The 20,456-nt window shown below is 46.0% G+C and carries 18 protein-coding genes; 1 reads left to right on the forward strand and 17 read right to left on the reverse strand.

The features are described from left to right. Positions 1-52: 52 nt before the first annotated feature. The 6 genes from AAHK14_RS03465 to AAHK14_RS03490 form a co-directional block, all read right to left on the reverse strand. Complete coding sequence (locus tag AAHK14_RS03465) at positions 53-214, reverse strand: hypothetical protein (protein WP_194109167.1); 162 nt, start codon at positions 212-214, stop codon at positions 53-55. A gap of 51 nt (positions 215-265) precedes the next feature. Continuing rightward, complete coding sequence (locus AAHK14_RS03470) at positions 266-2,038, reverse strand: sodium:solute symporter family protein (protein WP_065256284.1); 1,773 nt, start codon at positions 2,036-2,038, stop codon at positions 266-268. Between the two features lie 2 nt (positions 2,039-2,040). Next, a complete protein-coding gene (locus AAHK14_RS03475) occupies positions 2,041-2,349 on the reverse strand; it encodes a DUF4212 domain-containing protein (protein ID WP_065256283.1) in 309 nt (102 codons plus the stop codon). A 185-nt stretch (positions 2,350-2,534) separates the two neighbouring features. Continuing rightward, on the reverse strand, positions 2,535-3,146 hold the full coding sequence (locus AAHK14_RS03480) for a 3'-5' exonuclease (protein WP_065256282.1): 612 nt from the start codon (positions 3,144-3,146) through the stop codon (positions 2,535-2,537). 90 nt (positions 3,147-3,236) lie between these two features. Continuing rightward, on the reverse strand, positions 3,237-5,018 hold the full coding sequence (locus AAHK14_RS03485; RefSeq protein ID WP_065256281.1) for a hypothetical protein: 1,782 nt from the start codon (positions 5,016-5,018) through the stop codon (positions 3,237-3,239). An 88-nt stretch (positions 5,019-5,106) separates the two neighbouring features. Next, positions 5,107-5,604 carry a Uma2 family endonuclease gene (locus AAHK14_RS03490; protein WP_065256280.1) on the reverse strand — a complete coding sequence of 166 codons (498 nt, stop codon included), beginning with the start codon at positions 5,602-5,604 and terminating at the stop codon, positions 5,107-5,109. Between the two features lie 242 nt (positions 5,605-5,846). On the opposite strand from AAHK14_RS03490, the gene AAHK14_RS03495 reads away from it, so the two are divergent. Continuing rightward, positions 5,847-6,851 (forward strand): transposase, encoded by a 1,005-nt coding sequence (locus tag AAHK14_RS03495; RefSeq protein WP_194092779.1) that lies wholly within the window; start codon positions 5,847-5,849, stop codon positions 6,849-6,851. A 94-nt stretch (positions 6,852-6,945) separates the two neighbouring features. Here the strand turns inward: AAHK14_RS03495 and era are convergent, their stop codons facing one another. The 11 genes from era to AAHK14_RS03550 all read right to left on the reverse strand — a co-directional run bounded on the left by era (position 6,946) and on the right by AAHK14_RS03550 (position 20,407). Continuing rightward, positions 6,946-7,938, reverse strand: a complete 993-nt coding sequence (gene era / locus AAHK14_RS03500; protein WP_065255212.1) for a GTPase Era — start codon at positions 7,936-7,938, stop codon at positions 6,946-6,948. A gap of 281 nt (positions 7,939-8,219) precedes the next feature. Then, positions 8,220-8,963 (reverse strand): ribonuclease III, encoded by a 744-nt coding sequence (gene rnc, locus AAHK14_RS03505; RefSeq protein ID WP_065255211.1) that lies wholly within the window; start codon positions 8,961-8,963, stop codon positions 8,220-8,222. A 5-nt stretch (positions 8,964-8,968) separates the two neighbouring features. Beyond that, positions 8,969-9,361, reverse strand: coding sequence for a DUF4845 domain-containing protein (locus AAHK14_RS03510; protein ID WP_065255210.1), 393 nt, complete (start codon positions 9,359-9,361; stop codon positions 8,969-8,971). A 30-nt stretch (positions 9,362-9,391) separates the two neighbouring features. Further along, positions 9,392-10,507, reverse strand: a complete 1,116-nt coding sequence (gene lepB / locus AAHK14_RS03515) for a signal peptidase I (RefSeq protein ID WP_065255209.1) — start codon at positions 10,505-10,507, stop codon at positions 9,392-9,394. 51 nt (positions 10,508-10,558) lie between these two features. Further along, complete coding sequence (gene lepA, locus AAHK14_RS03520; protein WP_065255208.1) at positions 10,559-12,358, reverse strand: translation elongation factor 4; 1,800 nt, start codon at positions 12,356-12,358, stop codon at positions 10,559-10,561. Positions 12,359-12,602: 244 nt separating this feature from the next. Next, the gene (locus AAHK14_RS03525) at positions 12,603-13,823 is read right to left on the reverse strand and encodes a capsular biosynthesis protein (protein WP_065255207.1); all 1,221 of its coding nucleotides are present in this window, start codon (positions 13,821-13,823) and stop codon (positions 12,603-12,605) included. A gap of 111 nt (positions 13,824-13,934) precedes the next feature. Then, positions 13,935-16,097: a capsular polysaccharide biosynthesis protein gene (locus AAHK14_RS03530; RefSeq protein WP_194092847.1), complete on the reverse strand. Its 2,163-nt coding sequence runs from the start codon at positions 16,095-16,097 to the stop codon at positions 13,935-13,937. Between the two features lie 2 nt (positions 16,098-16,099). After that, a complete protein-coding gene (locus AAHK14_RS03535) occupies positions 16,100-17,812 on the reverse strand; it encodes a polysaccharide biosynthesis/export family protein (protein WP_227514652.1) in 1,713 nt (570 codons plus the stop codon). Positions 17,813-17,826: 14 nt separating this feature from the next. Then, positions 17,827-18,936, reverse strand: a complete 1,110-nt coding sequence (locus AAHK14_RS03540) for a capsule biosynthesis protein (protein WP_065255204.1) — start codon at positions 18,934-18,936, stop codon at positions 17,827-17,829. Next, positions 18,914-19,585, reverse strand: a complete 672-nt coding sequence (locus tag AAHK14_RS03545; RefSeq protein WP_065255203.1) for an ABC transporter ATP-binding protein — start codon at positions 19,583-19,585, stop codon at positions 18,914-18,916. The genes AAHK14_RS03540 and AAHK14_RS03545 overlap by 23 nt, the downstream gene beginning before the upstream one ends. A gap of 9 nt (positions 19,586-19,594) precedes the next feature. Continuing rightward, the gene (locus AAHK14_RS03550; protein WP_065255202.1) at positions 19,595-20,407 is read right to left on the reverse strand and encodes an ABC transporter permease; all 813 of its coding nucleotides are present in this window, start codon (positions 20,405-20,407) and stop codon (positions 19,595-19,597) included. Positions 20,408-20,456: the final 49 nt, after the last annotated feature.

The following is a 20,456-nucleotide window of genomic DNA, read 5'->3' on the forward strand; positions in this document are numbered from 1 at the left end:
TTAGGTGGGGTATCATGGTATCTGAGCTATGCCTGCGGGTGGCGGAAAACCGTTATGGTTCGACAAGCTCACCACGAACGGTTTTCCTTAATTCAGGGTTTTGCAGGAAATCTCTTAAAATATATTTTAAAAAATAGAGTTGCACACAGTGCCCAAACTCAACATTATCGCATTGAACAACACCCAAATTTTTATCATTATAAATCAAATCCATATAAAAAACTGCCTAAAACCGAGATTTTAAGCAGTTTTTGACGAGAGCCGATTAGTGGTCAACAGCAGCACCCGCTCCTTTTGGATAACGCACGCTTTCAACCAAGTCTTGAATCTCTTGTGATGGCGGTGCGGTCATGTATGACACAGCAAAGGCAACCACGAAGTTAATCAACGCTCCGATTGGACCAAAGCCTAGCGGACTAATCCCCATAATCCAACCTGATGTGTCATCGGCAAGCATATTAGTACCAGGGATAAAGAACCAGCCTTTGAATAGGAAAATGTACACGCACGTTACGATAAGACCTGCCAGCATACCTGCCACCGCCCCTTTGTCGTTGATGCGTTTTGAGAAAATACCCATCATGAGTGCAGGGAACAAGGACGAACCTGCAATACCAAAGGCAAGGGCAACCGTCTGGGCGGCAAACCCAGGGGGATTCATGCCAAGCCATGTTGCAATCGCAATCGCCACAATCATCGAGACGCGAGCGACATTGAGTTCGCCCTTATCGCTAATATCAGGCTTGATAACCATCTTAATTAGGTCGTGCGAGATGGCAGACGAGATGGCAAGTAGTAGACCTGCGGCGGTAGATAGAGCAGCAGCGATACCCCCTGCCGCGATGAGACCGATAACCCATGGTGGCAAGTTGGCAATCTCAGGGTTGGCAAGTACCATGATGTCGTTGTTTACGTCAAGCTCATTGCCTTTTAGACCTTTGGATTCGGCAGCGGCAAGGAAGGCTTCGTCTTTTGACTTGTCGTTATAGTAGTCAATTTTGCCATCATTATTTTTGTCTTCAAATTTTAAAAGACCTGTTTGCTCCCAGTTTTTCATCCACTCAGGGCGAGCTTCGTACTCAATGGGGGCAGACTGCGTGCCATTTGGATACACAGTATCCACCAAATTCATGCGAGACATCGTACCCACGGCAGGGGCGGCGGTGTATAGCAGTGCGATAAACACGAGCGTCCAACCTGCCGATGAACGAGCGTCCGAGACTTTATTTACTGTAAAAAAGCGGATAATAACATGGGGCAAACCTGCCGTGCCAATCATAAGCGACAAAGTCAATAAGAACATATTGAGCTTATCAGGCACATCGGCAGTATAAGCGGCAAAGCCTAAATCGGTAATCAGACCATCGAGCTTGGTAAGCATGGTTTCGCCACCTTCTACCGTGCCAAACATACCAAGGGCAGGCATAGGGTTGCCTGTCAAGTTAAGAGAGATAAAAATCGCAGGAACGATATACGCAATCATGAGTACGACATACTGGGCCACCTGCGTATAGGTAATGCCTTTCATGCCACCAAGCACCGCATAGAACAGCACGACAACAGCGGCGATGATAAGCCCTGTGTTTTTATCCACTTCCAAAAAGCGAGAGAACGCCACGCCTGCCCCTGTCATCTGCCCGATGACATAAGTGGTACACGCTAGGATCAGGCAGACCACCGCAATCAAGCGAGCAGGTTTTGAATAAAAACGGTCGCCGATAAAGTCAGGTACGGTAAATTTACCAAATTTACGCAAATACGGAGCAAGTAGCAAAGCAAGCAAGACAAACCCACCCGTCCAGCCCATAAGATAAGCAGACGCTGCATAACCGCCCATTGCAATCATGCCCGCCATCGAGATAAAGGATGCGGCACTCATCCAGTCCGCCCCTGTCGCCATGCCGTTTACCACAGGGTGAACACCGCCACCTGCGACATAAAATTCCTTCGTTGAGCCTGCTCTTGCCCAAATGGCAATCCCAAAATACAGGGCAAAGGACAGCCCCACAAAAATCAAGTTAATGGCAAATTGACTCATACTTAGTCCTCCTCAACGCCATATTTTTTGTCCAATTTATTCATTCGCCACGCATAAAAGAAAATCAAGGCGACAAAGGTCAAAATCGCTCCTTGCTGACCGAACCACAGCCCCAAATCTGTCCCCATAAAGCGAATGCCCATCAAGGCAGGACGTAGGATAATGGCAAAACCGAGCGAGACGACCGCCCAAACGACCAAACAGCCGATGATGATACGCACGTTGGCACGCCAATAGCCTTGGGCATCTGCTGGGGCATTGGGTGGTGGGGTGTTTGTTGTGGTGTGAGTGTTATTTGAAGTTTCTGACATTGCTTTCTCCAAAATAGATGAAAAAGCAAAGAAAGCAGATTTTGGTGGGTTTTCTCCCTTGAATAATTCATTGCTTCCTTGCAAATTACGGGTGTTTTTTGCACCTTGATTTAGAATAGCACAACTGTGAGCAATTGCAATAGTCTATACAAAAATTTTTTTGTTAATAAAAAGAATGACTATCATCAAACCCGCCGATGTTTTAACGCCAAATACATCATCGCCACATTGATGGCATCGTTTAGAGCATCATGGCGTGGCAGGTCGGGAATGCCTAAGGCGTTTACCATCGTTGCCATTTTTAGGTCAATCTCGGCATCATAATATTTATGGCGAGTCTCTTGGGCGTGGTAAATCCTTGATATTTCTATTTGTTTTTGGGGTAGGGTTATCCCCGCCATCGGTTTTAAAAATTTATTGACCATCGCCACGTCATATTCCAAAAAATAGCCCACAAGCGTCCGCCCACCGACAAAGTCCAAAAACTGCCGTATCGCCGTTTCGGTGTCCAGCCCGTCCTTTAAATCTTTGGGGCGTAGTCCGTGTATCGTTACATTGGTGGCACTCATGATGCCTTCGGGTTTAACCAGCACATAAAAAGACTCGTCTGTCAAAATGCGATTACCCCGAATCTTAACCGCTCCGATAGAGATGATATGGGCTTCTTTGACGTTAAGGCTGGTGGTCTCACAGTCAAAACTCACAAGCTCATCAGGGTGCGGTTCGTATAGGGGCAGATAAGGGGAGTTGGCAGGTAGGCGGTGCTTTGCCCAAGCGTGTTTTAGGGTGTGAAACATGGGTTTTCCTTATGATGAATGTCTTCCTTGTTAAATGGTGCCGTAAAATAAAGGGTCGTGAAAAAGGGTTTTTCCGATACGTTTCAACCCTTATCCATAGATGGCAAGCAACTCTTCGACCAAAGCAGGACGTCTGGGTTTGGTGCGATATGTCGCCAGCCACTCATCCACCATCTGTTGCCACCGCCCATGATGGCCAGGCAGACACTTGGTGACTTTTTTAACCTGCCGAGCAAAATCACGATAAGCCTTTCGCCCTGACAAACTGCCCACAACCGTCTGCCAATGCTCATAAAACACCATCGCCAGCCAGTCGTGATTGTCCTTGTCTTGGCTTAATGTCTGGATATAATAGGTTAATAAATCCACATCGCCAAACATACGCAACAGGTCGCTAAGCCCTTTGATGTCTTGCTGTCTATCGTACAAATGTGCCAACTGACGTACCTTGATGTCATCCTTATCTTGGATGGTCTGATACAGCTCATCATGCCACGCCCGAGAGATGTCTTGCCATGTCTTATCATCAAAACAGCTTTGGTATTCATCCAAATACTCATCACTAATACGGTGCTGATTATAACACCAAGTCAATGCCAATGTCCGACCAGCTTCGTGCAGATAAGGCAAATGACGGTGTGATTTGGCAAGCTCAAACAAGCAAATATAAAAACTTTGCCTATCTTGATGACTGTCTGTGCTACTGATGGCATCTTTTAGACCATCCATGGCTTTGTCGGCATTGCCACTGTCCGCCATTTGCAAGGCTTGATGAATCCTAACTTTGGCAAGAGCATCATATTGCCCCACCAGAGCATCACTGTCTTTGCCCAACGCATCATAAATGGCAATTTTACTTAATATCAAAGCGTCCACATCATGATGACCCAATCGCTGAGCCTGCGTGATAAGTCCATCTAGGTATGCCATCGCCCCATCTTGCTCGCCCTTTGCCCATAAGCAATCAAAATAAAACCGCTCAATATTTGGATAAAATTCATACTGCCTGCGAACGTAAGTCTGTGCCCATGCTTGTGCTGACATCAGGGTCTTATCCAGTTTTGATGACCCCGACGACTGATACAAAACAGGACGATAACCCCAGCTTGGCTCATAGTCAAAACCGCCAAACAAATGCTCTGCCAACACCCCAAAGCAGTAATTGAGCGAACACTCAACCTCGGCATCAACCATCATCTCATCAAACAATGCCAGCACCTTATCAATCCATATCAAGGATAAAGCCACTTGGTCTGATGGCTTAGTAACTTGTGCCATCAGTTGCATCAGTGCCAAACTTGCATCATCAAAAACAAACTCTTCATAATCACGAACATCCACCATCGATAAGATGTCATTGACCTGCTTACTGAGTGTAATCAGGAGCTTTTGCTCAGTTATATCATGCGACTGCTCGCCTTGATGATTGGCACAAAACAGCACCCAATCATCACGAACATGCTGATATTTTCTGTCTAATGATTTAATAAAATCAATGAGTTCATCTTTATCGTAACGCCCCATGCTCTCATAAAAATCATCAGCCACTACCGAACACGCTCCCCGCTCTTTTGATGACAAGCACGACGTGATGTCATCTAGACTCTCCTTCATGGCATATAGCACCGCCACCATGTGTTTGCAGTTATCCCAGTATTCACAATTACAGGTCAATGATTCAATGCACAGCTCATCCTTTGGGTGTGATAACGCCACTCTCATCTGATAACGGCGACTGCCACGCACCACCGCCATGTAATACCCATCGCCATCATGTTGCAAAGACAGCACATTATCAGAAGCATGGTAGGCTTGCCCACGCTTGATGATGGTCTGTGTAAATAGCTGATGAAAATCAGTAAAAGGTATCATGGGTTTTAATTAGAAACTTTCATGGGTTATTTGGCAAATTTAACCGAATGATAAATCTCATCCACCAAACAGTCAAATTCAATGCTGTCTAAATAAATACGCTCGCCTGCATGATAAGTCTCATACGACCATTGCCCCATTTTGTTTTTTTGTGGAGCGTGATTTGCATTTTGTTTTGTTCAATCATCAAAATCTCAAAAATGGACGGGCATTTTTTGTAACGTGCCAATTTTTTCATGTCGTTGCTACGATTTGATGAAAAAATCTCGCCCACCACCGTAGGATGCGCCAACAATTCGCCATGCACGCTGTCATTACACACCACCAAAATATCAGGTTGGGGGCAATTATGCTCATCAATTTTGCAAATCATTTTAGTAAAACAAAAACATGAACTTTTTTGATTGTAAAGATGTGTGGTGATTAAATTTGCACAATTAACAATCAATTTGGCTTGGCGTGGCTTCATGGGTGCAATTTGCACCATTTGACCATTTATCAACTCAGTCCTTTTATCTTTATCAGAATTTTGAAGCATTGCTAAAAACTCTTGTGTAGTCATCTTGTTATCAACATCACAATTCATATTTAACCCACCCCAAATCAAACCAACAAATGATTTATCTCATCAATTCCAACTGGGCGAATTGCAATTCGCCCCTTGCATATCCAAAACAAGATATAATAAGCCAACCCGCTTATCTGTCTTTCGTTTCGCCCCTAGAGATGACATTCGTTTTGTAGCATTGAAACCAGATAAGCACCCATCAATAACAACCGTACAGTTGCCAGTTTAACACCCGAATGCAAGGCAGGTTTATGATGAGTATGAAATCAGCAAACAATGAGTTAGACAAACACTATGTTCATTTTGTTGGCATTGACGTTGCCAAAAAGAGCTTTGTGCTTGCCACTTCATTATCACCCAAAACCAAAAACCATGATAACACAGCACAAGGCATTGACCAAGCCATCTGTTTTATCAAAGAGGAACACAAACAATGCGATAATGGCAAAACCTTAGTGGTTCTAGAAAGTACAGGTGGACTTGAAGTACCCCTTGCCAAAGCCATACACTTAGCAGGCATTTGTGTCATGATTGCCAATCCAAGGCAAACACATCAATTTGCCAAATCACAGTCCTTAACCAAAACAGACAACAAAGATGCTAAAATGCTTGCTTTTTATGCCAAAATGATGGCACAAAGAGATGATTTAGCCACCTTGCTTTATTGCCCACCCAGTCAAAGCCAAGAGTTATTAACCGCATTGATTAACAGACGCAATCAATTTGTCCAAATGTGTGTGGCTGAAAAAAACCGCTTGGAGCAATCTCATCACAGTCAAATCAGTAGCATTCAAGCTCATATTACTTACCTAACAGAGCAAATTCATGAGTTAGACAAGCAAATCAAAACCCATCTTGATGATGACAATCACCCAGATTTAAAACAAACCAGCAGTGTCATTCAAAGTGTTAAAGGTGTTGGACAAACCACCACAGCCACCTTGTTGGCAATGCTGCCTGAGCTTGGTACAATCTCACACAAACAACTTGCCAGTCTTGTGGGTGTTGCCCCACACCCTAAGCAAAGTGGAGAGACTAAGTTTAAAGGTCTGTGTCAAGCAGGACGACCAGAAGTGCGTAAGGCACTGTATATGGCAACCTTAGTGGCTACTCGCTTTGATGAGAAAATCAAAACCTTCTATCAAAGATTAAGAGCCAATGGCAAGCCCTTCAAAGTTGCCATTGTTGCCTGTATGCACAAACTACTAACCATTTTAAATGCACGGGTTAGAGATGAATTACAAAAGCAAGTTGTCGTACGTTAAATGTTCGGTATTGACGCTTTGTGCTAAGTTTTTGTATTGCACTTTGATGGGAGTGGAATACAGTTGCTACATTGGCAAATTTTAAAAGCCCGATTTAATACCCCAAACTGTTTAACGCCCGCTCATCATCGCTCCACCCTTTTTTGACTTTGACCCACAAGGTGAGCATGATTTTTTTGTCAAACAGCTTTTCCATGTCTTGACGGGCTTCTATGCCGACTTGTTTGATGCGTGAGCCTTTGTCGCCGATGACAATGGTTTTTTGCCCTGCCCGCTCCACAAAAATGGTCGCATCAATAAACGTTACCGCACGTCGCCATTTGCCCGTCTCAGGGTCTTTGTGGGCAGGCTCGTCTTTGAACGTGTCAATTTGCACGGTCAAATCGTACGGCACTTCATCGCCAGACGCTCGCATGATTTTTTCACGGATAATCTCGCTTGCCAAAAACCGCTCACTGCGGTCGGTAATCTGCTCGGGGTCAAAAATGGGCGGACGGGTCGGCAAAAAGCCCGCAATCACGTCCATAAGCCCATCTAAGTTATGCCCACGCAAGGCGGATACAGGCACAATGTCGGCAAAATCAAAACTTTCTTGGTATTCGCCGATGAGTGGCAAAAGTTTGGATTTATCCTTAATGGTGTCGGCTTTGTTGATGACAAGCACCACAGGCAAATTGGTCGCTGATAGCTTTTCAAGAGTCAAAAGGTCGTCCTCTCGCCACTGAGTACTGTCCACCACAAACAGCACCAAATCCACGTCCGATAAGGCGGACACGGCGGTTTTGTTCATACGCTCGTTGATTGCTTTGACTTCTTTGGTGTGGATACCGGGGGTATCGACAAACACCATTTGACAAGTGTCGTTGGTCAAAATGCCATGAATGCGATGACGTGTGGTCTGCGGTTTACGACTGGTAATGGATAATTTTTGCCCAAGCAAATGGTTCATGAGCGTGGATTTGCCCACGTTGGGGCGACCGACAATCGCCACAAACCCTGCTTTAAAATCATCAGAAATCACAGGCGTAGGATTGTCATTAAAAAAGGCGGAAATGGTGTCATTGTTTTGGTCATGTGTGTCGGTCATGGTTTTCCTAAAATTGCAAAAATAAGGGGCAATGCTGTCATTATATAACGACAACACAGGCGGGGCAAATGGTATTTGTAAATGTGGGGATTGGTTGGGATTATTGGTAATAATGGGCGAATATGATTCGCCCCTGCGGTTCAAAATTTGGTCTTAGTGCAAAAAGTATGTTGCAGGGAAAACCGTTCGTGGTGAGCTTGGGAAATCTAACGGTTTTCCTTACTCCCTTCGACAAGCTCAGGGCGAACGGAAAACTAGTTTTGCAGAAAGTCTAATATGCTTTATAATGCCCTAGGCTTTTCTAATTTATTAAGCTGATTTATCATCCGCTCAGCACATTTTTGCTCGGCGATGCGTCTGCTCTCGCCCGTCTCGGTAATGGGCGTACAGTCCGCCACCGCCACAGTGCATTCCACCACAAAAGTTTGATTGGGAGCATTGCCAATGGTATCCATGAGCGTATAAGTCGGCAGGGGCAGTTTGTTGCCTTGTAGCCATTCTTGCAAGCGAGATTTGGCATCTTTTAGCACTTTTTCTTCGCCCACTTCGGTAATCAAGGTCTCATACCAGCATTTAACCAAGCCTTTCACCCGTTCAATGTCGCCACTGTCTAGATACACGGACGCCAAAATCGCCTCCACCGCATCAGCCAAAATGCTAGCACGGTGTCGCCCACCGCCCTTACGCTCGCCCACGCCCAGTATCAGATGAGATGACAGCTCTAACTTCTCGGCAATCTGCACAAGAGTCTCTTGGCGTACCAACGTGGCACGCATACGGGTAAGTTTACCCTCATCATGGCGGGGAAAAAAGGTAAACAACGCCTCGGCAATCACCGCACCCAAAAGAGCATCGCCCAAAAACTCCAACCGCTCATAGCTCATCTTAGGGTCATACGAGCGGTGTGTTAAGGCACGTCTGAGCAAATTAGGGTCGTTAAAGGTGTAGCCCAATTTTGAGCAAAGAACGGGGTAGCCCTGCTCAAAGGTGGCAAAATGAGTCGGTAATGTGGCGTGTTTAGACATAACTCTTACTTGGCATCGGCTGCGGTGATGTCTTTTTCAAAGCGATTGACAATAAAGGTCTCGCCATAGAAGTTACTTTCTACTTCATATTGGCTTTTGACCGCCAATGCCCCAGGGGTTTTGTTGGTAAAGATAAGCATTTCTTCTGGCTTGGTGTTGTAGTTGGCATTGATAGACAACTGCTGAGACAGGTTCTGCATGAACTGACGTTCGGTTTGTTTGGCATCATTGGCTTTTTTTAGCTCGCCTGCCACCAGTTTGGTAAATTGATAATCGCCAATATAAGCAGGAATAATACCAAGCCCTAGCTTGATGATGATACCTGCCATCGCCAAACCGACAATAATCGTGGTAACACTCGCCCCACGTTGGTTGGTTAATGAAGTTAATTGTTGCATGTTACACCTATTTAAGTTTATACCAAGCGACTAATCAATCGCTCCTGCTCGCCCAAAGCTGGGTGGATTAAGCCCCGCCTCTTTGTGCATCCAAATATAAGTCGCTCTGCCCGCCAGATGGCTCTCTGGCACAAAGCCCCAAAACCGCCCGTCTTCACTGCGGTCTCTGTTATCGCCCATGACAAAATACTGTCCGCTTGGCACAGTAATCTGCCATGCCGTACCGCCTGATGTGGCAGTTTGTGGTGAATTTTTTAATAAAAATGGGGCGATGGACGCACTATTTAAATCGCCCAAATAACGCACAACATACTCATGCTCGCCCAATGTTTCACGATAATAGTGAGCGTGCTTTTCTTCTTCTATGCCATATCTGGCACGCTCTTCATCAGACAGGCGATGATTCTCAATGACAGCCGGCATGAGCTTGGCATTGAGCTTGTCTGTCATTTGATAGTTCACGGGTGTTGTATTTACCGCCTGTCCATTGATGGATAGCACGCCATTGGCAAACGCCACCGTATCGCCCGGCAGACCTATCATACGTTTAATATAGTAGCGTTTGGGATTTTCAGGATAGCGAAACACCACCACATCGCCATGCTTGGGACTGCCTGTATTTAAAATCTTAGTGTGCGTAATCGGCAATCTTAGCCCATAGGATGCTTTATTGACAATGATAAAATCGCCCGTGTATAGACTTGGCACCATTGAGCTTGATGGGATATTAAACGGCTCAATAATAAACGAACGCACCAATACGATGATGAGCAAGATGGGCAGGTACTCATACGCCCATTGCACCAATTTTGGCTCAACCACCGGTTCGCCCACGTTCATCCCTGCCTGCTTTTGTGCTTCGGCTAGGGTACGTCTGGCTTCATTATAGACAAGCGACTGATTTTTGAGCATCTCTGGCGTATGTTCATTACCAATAAACTCAGCCGGTGCCTCGTCATGTCCAAAACGCACGAGTGTCGCCTTAAACTCTTTTTCCACTTGTTCTAAGTGCGTCTGAGCGTGCGAGATGAGCTTGGTTTGTTTGGCGACCAATTTATGCTGTTTTAACACAAATTTATCTGCCAAATACGCCACCAGTAGCACCAGCGTAACAGGCACCAAGATTAAATTAATGTCAAATTCCACAAGCCACCTTTATCATAAATATCTGCAAGTTTTATACCAATTTATCAAAGCCTAGCCATCCACTTTTAACACCGCCAAAAACGCCTCTTGGGGGATTTCCACGCTGCCCACTTGTTTCATGCGTTTTTTACCTGCTTTTTGTTTTTCTAGGAGTTTCTTTTTACGGCTAACATCACCACCATAACACTTGGCAAGCACGTCCTTACGCATGGCTTTGACGGTAGAGCGAGCGATGATTTGACTGCCAATTGCCGCTTGAATGGCAACATCAAACATCTGTCTTGGAATCAGCTCTTTCATCTTTTCAACCAACTGATTGCCACGACGGCGAGCGTGTTCTTGATGGCAAATCATGGCAAGTGCGTCCACTTTTTCGCCATTAATCAGTACGTCCACACGAGCCAATTTGTCCGCTTGATAGCGATGAAAACCATAATCCAAAGAAGCAAAGCCACGACTTGCCGATTTTAATTTATCAAAAAAGTCCATGACTACCTCACCCATCGGAATGTCAAACACCACCTGCACTTGACGAGCCATAAACTTCATGTCCACCTGCACGCCACGACGTTCAATGGCAAGCGTGATGACGTTGCCCAGATATTCTTGTGGCACCAAAATATTACAGCGGGCAATCGGCTCACGAAACTCCTGTATCACGCCTGTATCGGGCAGTTTGGATGGGTTATCCACATAGACAGTCTCGCCATTTTTTTTGACAACTTCATAAATCACGGAAGGAGCGGTGGTAATCAAATCAAGGTCGTATTCACGCTCCAAACGCTCTTGGATAATCTCCATGTGAAGCATACCCAAAAAGCCACAGCGAAAACCAAAGCCCAACGCCTCGGACGTGTCAGGCTCAAAAAATAAAGCAGAGTCGTTGATTTGGAGCTTTTGTAAGGCTTCACGGAACTTTTCAAAATCAGACGAATCAATGGGAAACATCCCTGCATACACTTGTGGCGTTACTTTTTTAAAGCCAGCAATGCTGTCCACCTCAGGCGTTTTGGCAAGGGTAATGGTATCGCCCACAGGAGCCCCTGCGATGTCCTTAATCCCTGCGATGATAAAGCCCACCTCGCCTGCTTGTAGGATATTTGTCTCCAAGCGTTTGGGGGTAAACACGCCAATAGACGTAACCAAATGACTCTCGCCTGTGGATTTGATAAAAATCTTATCGCCTGTCTTGACCTGCCCTTCACGCACACGCACCAAAGACACCACGCCCAGATAATTATCAAACCACGAATCAATAATCAAGGCTTGTAAGGGGGCATCTCGGTCGCCTTGGGGGGCAGGGATTTTCTCCACTAGGGCTTGTAGTAACTCATCAATGCCCACGCCTGTTTTGGCGGATACTCGTGGAGCGTCCACCGCCTCAATGCCGATGATATCCTCAATCTCCTCAATGACACGCTCGGGCTCAACTTGTGGCAGGTCAATTTTGTTTAACACAGGCAATACTTCTAAGTCCTGCTCAATGGCGGTGTAGCAGTTGGCAACCGACTGAGCCTCCACGCCTTGGGCGGCGTCCACCACCAGTAACGCCCCCTCGCACGCCGCCAAACTTCTTGATACTTCATAAGAAAAGTCCACGTGTCCGGGGGTGTCAATGAAGTTGAGCTGATATTTTTCGCCATTAGGGTGATTGTAATATAGCGTTACTGATTGGGCTTTGATGGTAATGCCACGCTCACGCTCAATATCCATGCTGTCAAGCACCTGAGCCTGCATTTCACGGTCAGACAGACCGCCACACACTTGAATAAAACGGTCGGCAAGGGTGGATTTGCCGTGGTCAATGTGGGCGATGATAGAAAAATTACGGATATGAGAAAGTGCGGTCATGATGTCTATAAAATTTAAATGATAACAGGATATTGTAGCAGTTTTTTAAAAAAATGCCTATAAAAATTCATCACAATATGATAAATAGACTTCCTGCAAAACCCCAGATTAAAGAAAACCGTTCGTGGTGAGCCTGTCGAACCATGACGGTTTTCCGCCACCCTTCGACAAGCTCAGGGCGAGCGGAAAACTAGTTTTGCAGGAAGTTTAATGATAAATGTGGTGGTTATGAAAAAGCTTTGGTTTATTTGGTTGTTATCACATCCTGCGCCAAACTTTGGTAAAATCCTGACAGCTCCCACGGGGCTTTGCCATAAAATGAACCATTTAACTGCGTTTGCTCAATGAGATATTCCCTAAATTTTAGATAAAAATCACGGTCAGGGGCGGTCGGATTTGTCCAAAATTCATCCAAAGACTTCTGGTCAGTCAGCCCTGCCACATCATACAAGGCACGCCCCATGATTTTGGTAGGTTTTTGATGATATACCGACTGCAATGCGGTGGTGCTGTTCACTGTAATCATGCCAATGCTTGCTTTCATCAGGCTTGGCAGGTGCATGTCACAGCCATAAAACACCCTGCCCTGCACCCCAAGCTCATCACCCAGCTTGGCAATCATGCGAGTGTAGTCACGATGTCCACGGTCTAGCGGATGATGTTTAAACAGCAGGCTCGTGCCACTGGGGGCATGCTTGGCAAAACTTATCATGACTTCACGAATAAAATCACGCACGTCCTGATAGTCACTGTGATGACTGATTTGTGAGTCGTTATGCACCTGCAAACTCACCAGATAGAAGTTTTTTTGCCCAACCAGTCGCTCTTGCAAACGTTTGTCTGAATGATAACGAGTAAACTTACGCACAGGGGCTTTGACCCACGCCCACGCTTCCGCCCATAGGGACAAGCCCCGATAATGCTCATAATGCGGATATCGCCACTGCCCTACAAACACCGCCACATAATACACCATGCTCGCCACACACAGCCGATAAAAACGGTTGTCGGTAAATTCTGGCTTGTCATTTGCCCGTTGCAGGGTATCAATGAGCGTTGAGTCCAGTCGTGAATAGCCGTTAATGCCATGCTCTTCTAGGGTGATATAATCAGGTCGCAGATAACCCTCTTCAAAGACAAAAAAGGCAATGCCCAACCGCTCGCACACCTGCCGTGCAATCTCATGATAGGGGCGACAGTCGTTAAAACAGACCACCGCTTCTAGCTGTTTGTCATCAATGAGTTTGGTTAAAAATTCATCAAACTCGCTTTGACGCCCCCGAAAATTACTCATCTTATCCTTGTGGCAATAAAAAAGAGCGTCGCCTGCATTAAAATTAACCTTATGCACTCGCTTGCCCTCACTCATCAAAAATGTGGCAAAACGACAAAAAAACGTCCCCATTTTGCCCTGCAAAAGCAAAATGTCATCATGAGACAACAGGCGTTTTAATATTAGCGACATAGACAATCAAAAAAAGTAAAAAGATGATAAAAACTAACAAATGGAAATAAAAACTGATTAAAATACAAACAGTTGGCTGATGTATTGTATCATAGTTTTTATACAATTTTTTTACCGTATGATGATTTTGCGTAATTGCATGGCGGTGGTTTTGGCGTTTTGGGTCAGTCGTTTGGCAAGACTTGGCTTGGCAGTATGGGTTTGATTGTACAAATACTCAATAACTTGCTCAGGCGTGGCAAGCCCCATTCCATGTGGCAAATGGTACATGGGGTAAGCAATAAGCGTGCTATAAATCAGCTCATGCAGGGTTAAGGTAGACAAATTGGGGCGAGTGCGTCTGTTTAAAGCATTGATTTTGGGGGTGTTATCAGGTTCAACCACATCATCGGTTAGCCCAAAACCTGCATAAAACGGCAAGCCATAACACACCACCGACTTGCCACGCAGTAGAGCCTCAAACCCTGTCAAAGAACTGATGGTATGCACCACATCACACACATCTAGGCAGTCGGGCATGGCGACATCGTGAGCAACCATGTCCGCCAGATGATGATTATTCGCCTTGCCGACCCGTAGCCCTGCTTCCACATCAGGGTGCGGTTTGTAGATAATCACATCATCAGGGAAATCAGCTCGCACTCTCGCCAACAGCTCGCTGTTTTTTTTAATCACGCTCGTACACGTCTGTACGGACGCATCGTCTTCGACTTGCCCAACCACCAGGCGAATGGGACGGTTTGATTTTAAGGTGTTAATCCCACGGACAAAATCATGGTTTTTGGTGGGGACGTTGTATTTACTCACTCGTTTGGTTAAAAGCAGTTCGTGCAAGCCTTTGGCACGCTGTATTTCATCATCACTTAGACAAATACTATTTAAAATCTGCTCCAAACGGCTCGGGGCGGTCGCATCAAAATAAATCCCCACATCGTCCATAACCACCGACAACGGAGCGATGAGCGTTGCCCCCAAGCCATTTGAGCGGATAAAACCGTCTTCCATGCACCAAATGGTGGGGTTTGTCATGCCACGTTTGGCGAGTTTATCTTTTAACAGGTGTTTGGATTTTTGCCCCCACACGACATAATTGGTAGTGTTAGATAAAGCGTTAAATATTTTGCTATCGGCACGTTTGGCACGTTTTTCATTGATACCATATGGCAAAAAAAACCACCATTTGGTTTTGGGTTTGACGGTCAAATTTACCTTATCAAACCCCAAAAACCCCCGCACAAATGGCACTTTCCAGCGACTAAAATCATAAACAAGGAGTTCACGACCAAGCCGATTTTGCCAATCACGGTTGGTGATGAGATAATCCATGACCGTCTCAATGTCGCACGCCTCTCCTGTGGCAGGATTGGCATAATGGCTATATCGCACATAACTGGCATAAAACAGCTGACTAAGACTTGTCTGTGTGATATTTAGCATTTGATAATGGCGGATAAGGTTTTGATAAATGGGTTTATTTTTGACAAAATCATCATCGGTCAAGCCAAAGCCTACGTACCAGTTTACGCCAAAATTATGCACGCACTTGCCCAGCATTAACGCCTCAAAACCCATGTGCGAGCTGACCGTATAGACCGCTTGGGCTTGACGGATAAGGGCAATGGGATTGCAGGGTGTATCTAGATAGAACGGCGGGGCGATGTCGGTCGGGACAAAATAACCCTTGCCGGCAGGGTGTGCTTTTATCCAGATATTGGCATCAGGATAACGCTCTTTGGCGTGGGCGAGCATGGCAAAAAAACTGTCCGCAGTCGCCCCTGCTCCTGTGATGGACGCGTCATTTGCCACTTGGTCGATGATGATGACGTGGGGCTTGTCGTTATTTGCTAGTACCGATAAATCAGGGGCGGTGGTGGTTTGGTTATATTTGGATAATTGGTGCGTGATGATTTTGCTGATTAACTGCTGTGCGTGTCGCTCTTTATCATCACTCCACTGTGCCACACTATCGGCGATGAGTGCTTGTAAGCGGTTGGGGGTGATTAGGTCAAAATACACGCCCAAGTCGTCTTTGATAAAACTCGCCCCCACGCTGTGTATGCCACTGCCGAGCGAGCGTAAAAAACCGTCTTCTACTGTGATGAGCGGTAAGTTGTGCATTTTGGCAAAAGCGGTCGCCTTGCTACGGCTTGGTTTTTGTCCCCATGCGATGACGGCTTGGACGGTTTTGTCTTGATAAACAATATCCGCCCCAAGTGCCACGCCAAGCAAGGGATTATTTTTGATAATCCCTTTGGTGGCACAAGCATAACGCACCATCAGAGCTTGACAATCACACCTGTCGCCACGGCAAGCTGATAGATGACCTGTGCAATGCCACGAGCAATCTCAACACGGCGAGTTTTGACTTTTGGCAACACCATAATCTCATCGCCCTCTTGAATGCGATAAGCGGTGTTAACCACGCTGGTTTCGCCATTTTGGTGCATGACCAAAATCTCATCGCTGTCGGCATTGTCATCAAATCCGCCCGATTTGGCGATGTAGTCGCCCACCGTCAAATCAGCATTAAAGGTCAATGCCCCTTGGTTACGCACTTGACCGTTTACAGTGATGACGGACGTTTGGGCAGGGATATGAATGATGTCGCCCTGCTCCAAGATGATGTCCTGCCATGAGTTTGGCACCACCACCACACGCCCTGTCGGCTCAATACGACGAGCCTTATTGATGAACTGCTCCACCAGTTTGGCATCTTCTGAGCGTAGCTGAGCCTCTTCTCGGGTGGTGGACTGAGTAGCCAGTGTCATCTCTTCTAGGCGGTCTAGAGCTCTATTGATAGACGCTTTTTGGCTTGCCTTGACCGACTCACGATAGATGGTTAAGTTATTAACATTGGCAAGGCTAGACGGTTCAAGCTGTGCAATGACATCTTTTAATCTTGCCCCATAGGGTAGTACCACCGCCCCATTACCCTTGTGAGCCCCCGTGACCTGCACCGCTATCGTCCCTGCATGACGGTCGGACGTTACCACGAGCGTGTCGCCATTTTGAACAGGGATATTTCGTGCTTCACTTAGGGCGTAGTACTCTGCCGTCTTCGCTTTGCCTGATGCTCGGGTAATGCTGACGTTGGTGGCATCTGGCAGGGGGTTTGCAACAGCAAGCACATCCGAGATGGTCAAGTCATTCACCCCAAACTCAAAGACATATTCGTTCTGCACTCGACCTGAGATGGCAAAGGTTTGTTTTTGGGGGGCGACATTAATCACGTCCCCATCTCTAAACGAAAATGGCGACAAGCGACCCATGATAAGAAAATCATATAGGTTAATTTGTTGGACGACTTGACCACCACGCAAAATCTGCACGTCAATATAACTGCCACGCTTAGGATCGACACCGCCTGCACGGTCTAAGTAGGATAAGACACTATCGGCTGCCAATCCGCCATAGTAGCCCGGTTGATTGACAAAGCCTGTTACAAATACCTTAACGGGCTGAGCCTGCTCCAATGACGCATACACGCCCACATTAGAGCGGTAAATGCGTGCGATTGCCGACTGTACCACGTTTTGTAATTGTCCGTTTTGAATGCCCGCCACACGCACCGGCCCCACATTTGGCAAAAAGATATTACCCTGCGGGTCAACGGTCATCGTGGCGGCATACTGATACGCTCCCCACATTCGCACCTGTACGTTGTCGCCAACATTGATGACATAGCTGTCATTAAAGGTAGAGCCTGATGTGGTGGCAAACGCCCCACGAAAGAGCTGTTCGCCAAAAATCCGTACGTCTGTTTTGACATGTTGAATGGCAGGGGTGTTATTGATGATGGCATGGGTTGGCATACTTGCCATCGCCACGGCTTCGGCGGTGGTTGCCTCTGATGGCACGTCTCCGCTACCATTTATCACGCCTGCCAATCTGCCTGTGTTGCTGTCTGTGGCAAAGTTGGTATTGGCAAAGGCAGTGCCACTTAGTATCAAAGCAATGGCTAAGGGGGTTTTTATTAGCAAATGTTTCATTGTCTTATTTTCCATTATTTGGCGTGATCTTTGATGACCGCCATCACCAATACGATAAAACCATACAAGATAAGCAGTAACACAAGCGACGTTCCTAACACATAGCCCACACGAGGGTATAAGGCATCCTCTGCCCGATGTGGGGATGTGATGACCACCAAGTTTTTCATCTTACGCATGACCTCCACCCGAGAACTCTCCAAGGACGTCAAGGCGATTTTATAAAGCTCATTGGCAAACTCCGCCTCTGCTTTTAAGGTCTCAAACTCTAAGGCTTGGGCGTTTAGTTTGGCATCTCGTGGCGATGTAAGTTTAGCTTGTTCTTCTTTAATTTGCTTTTCCACCGAACGTATCTGACTACGCAAACTCACCACCTGTGGTGCCTCTGGATTAAGGTAGCTAAGCAACTGGCGTTCTTCGGTGCGTAGTGAGCTTAACTGCCCTTGTAAGGTGCCGATGACTTGATTGACCATTTGGGCGTTGAGCTGGGGGTCAAAGATTTCATTTTGGTTTTGGTAGTCAATAACCGCCTTTTTGGCATCATTTAACTTTTGCTCGGCATCAGCAGCTTGGGTGGCGACAAAGGCAAGCTGTTCGTTTGCCACATCTTTTGAGATGTTATTGACAAATTTTTCAGATTCACGCAAGATGGCTTGGTTTAATCGCAAAGCATATTCTGGCTCAAAGCCTTCTGTTGTTACCGTGAGTACATAACTTAACTCATCAAGCGACACCGAGACCCGCTTTTTAAAATATTTATGCAACTCTTCTTGGGTGGCATCGGTGGAAATTTCATTAATAAAGTCCGCCCCATTGACATGATACGCCTCACGAAACTTAAATTCTGCATCCAGTTTATCTATCATGTCATTAGACAGAATATATTTGGTCAAATATAGGGCGTCTTCACGGTTGGTGTTATTAACCCCAAGCAATGATGAGATACCCGTGGCAGACACGCCCTGCTCGGAGACTTGCTTGATGACCACATCCGATGTGCTGACGTAGCGTGGGTGAGCCAATACAAGTGTATAAGCACTGATGGCAATCCACGGCAAAATCACCACCAGAATAAACAAGATGATGGCTGAGCGATTACGCTTATTTTTTAGCTTTGTGAACATGTTTGTTATACACCTCAATGGCCTCTTTGGGGTCAGCAAAAACTTTGGCAGTCTGCTCCATCAGCACGATACCAATATCACAATTTTTCTCAATGTCTTTTAGGTTATGCGACACCATCAAAAATCCCGCCTGCTCACGGCGAGCTTCTAATATCTCTTCACTGCGTTTACGAAACGCTGCATCACCGACCGCACTGACTTCATCTAACATATAATAATCAAAATCAAAAGCAAGCGACAACCCAAAGGTCAGCCGTGAACGCATGCCCGATGAGTAGCTTTTGACGGGCATGTCAAAGTACTTACCAATGTCGGCAAACTCTTCAACAAAACGAATCTTCTCATCAATATAATCACCACTCGAATACAGACGGCACACAAAACGCACGTTTTGTCTGCCTGTCAGACTGCCCTGAAAGCCCCCTGCCACGCCCACCGGCCAGCTAATGGTGCTGTCAGTAACCACTTCGCCTTTATCAGGGGTATCTAGCCCACAGATAATCCGTAGCAAGGTTGATTTGCCCGCCCCGTTTCGCCCAAGCAGTCCCACCGACTGCTTATCGGCAATGGTCAAATTCAAATCCTTAAAAAGATAATGCCGACCGTGTGGGGTCATAAAGGATTTGGTAATGTTTTTAATCTCAATCATGTCTTATCATCATTTGGCACGAATCAAATCACGCTCAAAGGCTTTATATAACAGCAGTCCCAAAAAATTCACACACACTGTCCATTTGGCAAAATACCACATGTCCACATGATAAATCGGATAGGTGGGCGACAGCGAGTGTCTTATCATCTCTAAGTTATGAATAAAGGGGTTGTACATCAGATAACTCAAATACGGCTCAGGCACCATATGCACCGAATAAATTACCCCTGACGCAAAGTATAATACCGTAAAAATAATGCTAATAATCTTACTTAGCTCACCGCCGTAATGCCCCACAATCATGAGTATCATGGCAAGCCCAAAGGCAAACAAGAACATCATCAGCCAACAAAACAGCACCATGTCCAAATGTGCCACACTAAACCCAATGCCAAAAAAAGCAAGCCCACACAACAAGATGACAAAGGTCATAAAATAAATCACCAGCTCCAAAAACGAGCGAGCGATAATCACATCAATATGCCGTACCGCCCGATACATGAGCAATCCAGCGTTAGCAGACACCGCTCCTAGTGAGCGAGTGGCGATTTTTTGCATCATAAAAAATGGCGTAAACCCTGCCACCAAAAACAGCATATAATCCATGCCAGGCAAGGCACGTTTCATGATAGTCCCAAAGATAATCATCATAATCGCCATTTGCAAAATGACTTCTAAGGGAGCCCACAAATAACCCAAACGATAACTGCCAAAACGGGTCTGCAACTCACGCATGAGCAGGGCATGAAACGCCGCACCCATGACGGCCAGTCCACTGCGTTTTTTTATCGGTCGGTATGGGGGTAGCTCAATGGACATGACAGGTGCCAAAATTAGACAAATTTAAAAGAGATAAAAATTTTTGGCA

The sequence above is a fragment of the Moraxella sp. K1664 genome (assembly GCF_039693965.1).
Lineage (GTDB): Bacteria > Pseudomonadota > Gammaproteobacteria > Pseudomonadales > Moraxellaceae > Moraxella.

Excerpts from the sequence above, each read along its gene's own strand:
- AAHK14_RS03465 (WP_194109167.1), bottom strand. The coding sequence starts at position 214 with ATGGATTTGATTTATAATGATAAAAATTTGGGTGTTGTTCAATGCGAT.
- AAHK14_RS03470 (WP_065256284.1), bottom strand. The coding sequence starts at position 2,038 with ATGAGTCAATTTGCCATTAACTTGATTTTTGTGGGGCTGTCCTTTGCC.
- AAHK14_RS03475 (WP_065256283.1), bottom strand. The coding sequence starts at position 2,349 with ATGTCAGAAACTTCAAATAACACTCACACCACAACAAACACCCCACCA.
- AAHK14_RS03480 (WP_065256282.1), bottom strand. The coding sequence starts at position 3,146 with ATGTTTCACACCCTAAAACACGCTTGGGCAAAGCACCGCCTACCTGCC.
- AAHK14_RS03485 (WP_065256281.1), bottom strand. The coding sequence starts at position 5,018 with ATGATACCTTTTACTGATTTTCATCAGCTATTTACACAGACCATCATC.
- AAHK14_RS03490 (WP_065256280.1), bottom strand. The coding sequence starts at position 5,604 with ATGAATTGTGATGTTGATAACAAGATGACTACACAAGAGTTTTTAGCA.
- AAHK14_RS03495 (WP_194092779.1), top strand. The coding sequence starts at position 5,847 with ATGAAATCAGCAAACAATGAGTTAGACAAACACTATGTTCATTTTGTT.
- era (WP_065255212.1), bottom strand. The coding sequence starts at position 7,938 with ATGACCGACACACATGACCAAAACAATGACACCATTTCCGCCTTTTTT.
- rnc (WP_065255211.1), bottom strand. The coding sequence starts at position 8,963 with ATGTCTAAACACGCCACATTACCGACTCATTTTGCCACCTTTGAGCAG.
- AAHK14_RS03510 (WP_065255210.1), bottom strand. The coding sequence starts at position 9,361 with ATGCAACAATTAACTTCATTAACCAACCAACGTGGGGCGAGTGTTACC.
- lepA (WP_065255208.1), bottom strand. The coding sequence starts at position 12,358 with ATGACCGCACTTTCTCATATCCGTAATTTTTCTATCATCGCCCACATT.
- AAHK14_RS03525 (WP_065255207.1), bottom strand. The coding sequence starts at position 13,823 with ATGTCGCTAATATTAAAACGCCTGTTGTCTCATGATGACATTTTGCTT.
- AAHK14_RS03535 (WP_227514652.1), bottom strand. The coding sequence starts at position 17,812 with ATGAAACATTTGCTAATAAAAACCCCCTTAGCCATTGCTTTGATACTA.
- AAHK14_RS03540 (WP_065255204.1), bottom strand. The coding sequence starts at position 18,936 with ATGTTCACAAAGCTAAAAAATAAGCGTAATCGCTCAGCCATCATCTTG.
- AAHK14_RS03545 (WP_065255203.1), bottom strand. The coding sequence starts at position 19,585 with ATGATTGAGATTAAAAACATTACCAAATCCTTTATGACCCCACACGGT.
- AAHK14_RS03550 (WP_065255202.1), bottom strand. The coding sequence starts at position 20,407 with ATGTCCATTGAGCTACCCCCATACCGACCGATAAAAAAACGCAGTGGA.